Source organism: Mesorhizobium sp. M0227 (assembly GCF_040321855.1).
In the GTDB taxonomy this organism is placed as follows: Bacteria; Pseudomonadota; Alphaproteobacteria; order Rhizobiales; family Rhizobiaceae; genus Mesorhizobium.
Window position 1 is genome coordinate 1 of record NZ_JAMYSJ010000067.1, and the last position, 1264, is coordinate 1264.

Below are 1264 nucleotides of genomic sequence, written 5' to 3' on the forward strand. Positions count from 1 at the left end.
GACTTCGCCGCGAACTCGATCACCTTCACGCCGGGCTCGGATGCGATCGCCTCGATCGCCTTCGGCACCGATCTGACGGGCCTGAACACCGCGAACCTGACCTGGACCAGGGTCTCGGACACCCAGGTCGTGGGCAAGGACGGCGCCGTGACGGTGGTGACGCTGGATCTGTCGGTTGCCAACAACGTGGCGACCGTGACGGCGACGCTGAACAACAATTACGACGCACATCCCGGCATCAACGCCGACGACCTGGTCAATCTGGGCCATGTCGGCCGGGTCGCCACCTATACGGACGGCGACCAGGCAACCGGCACCGTCAACGTGACGGTGTCCGACGACGTGCCGACGGCTTCCGCCGAGCCTTCGCAGAACGTTGCCGAAGGCGCGACGATCACTGGCACTTTGGACTTCGTCGCCGGCGCCGACGGCGCCACGGTGACGCATATCGGCGCTACGACCCTTGTCTTCGGCGGCGACGGTTACTCGCAGCCAATCGACATCGGCGATGGCTTGATCAAGGTCATGGCCGACGGTCACTACTCGTTCACCGCCGACAATTCGGTTTTTGGCACGGGTGCGGCTTCTGCAATCTATACCGTAACGGACGGCGACGGCGACACGTCGACGGCCGGCATAAGCTTCGTCGTGACGGACGCCAACACGCCGACGAGCGGCACGGCTACTGCCACGGTCGATGATGACGGCCTTGCCGGCGGCAATGCGGCGAGCACGACAGGGGACATCGATGCCAATGCGGGCGAGGTTCCGCTCAGCGCCAGTGAAGCGACCTACAACGGCACGCTCGGCGGCAGCCTCGGCGGCGACGGCGCCGGCGCCAACGGCTTCTCATTCGCGACGCTCGATGGCACCAACGGCACGGTCGGCCAGGAGAACGTGACCTACAGCTGGGACGCCGGCAACGACACGCTGACGGCGACAGGTCCGCGCGGCGTCCTGTTCACGGTGCATGTGACCGACCCGGCAACCGGCGCCTATACGGTGACGCTGGTCGACAATGTGCTGCAGGCACAGGGCCCGAACGATGAGAACAATGCGACGGTCGATCTCGGCTATGTGATCACCGATGCCGACGGCTCGACGGCAGCAGGCACGCTGACCGTTACCTTCAATGATGACGGCCCGTCGATCACGCCCTCGGCAACGGCGCAGCCGGTACTGACGGTCGACGAGACGAATCTGGCCGCCAATGCGACGGCGAACTTCGCCGCTAACTTCACCTCGGCGTTCGGCGCCGATGGCG

General features: G+C 65.5%; 1 protein-coding gene. It reads left to right on the plus strand.

The window, feature by feature from the left end; genetic code table 11:
* Positions 1-1264, plus strand: a 1264-nt coding sequence (locus tag NKJ00_RS32155) for an Ig-like domain-containing protein (RefSeq protein WP_352632600.1), incomplete at both ends; no start/stop codon positions are given.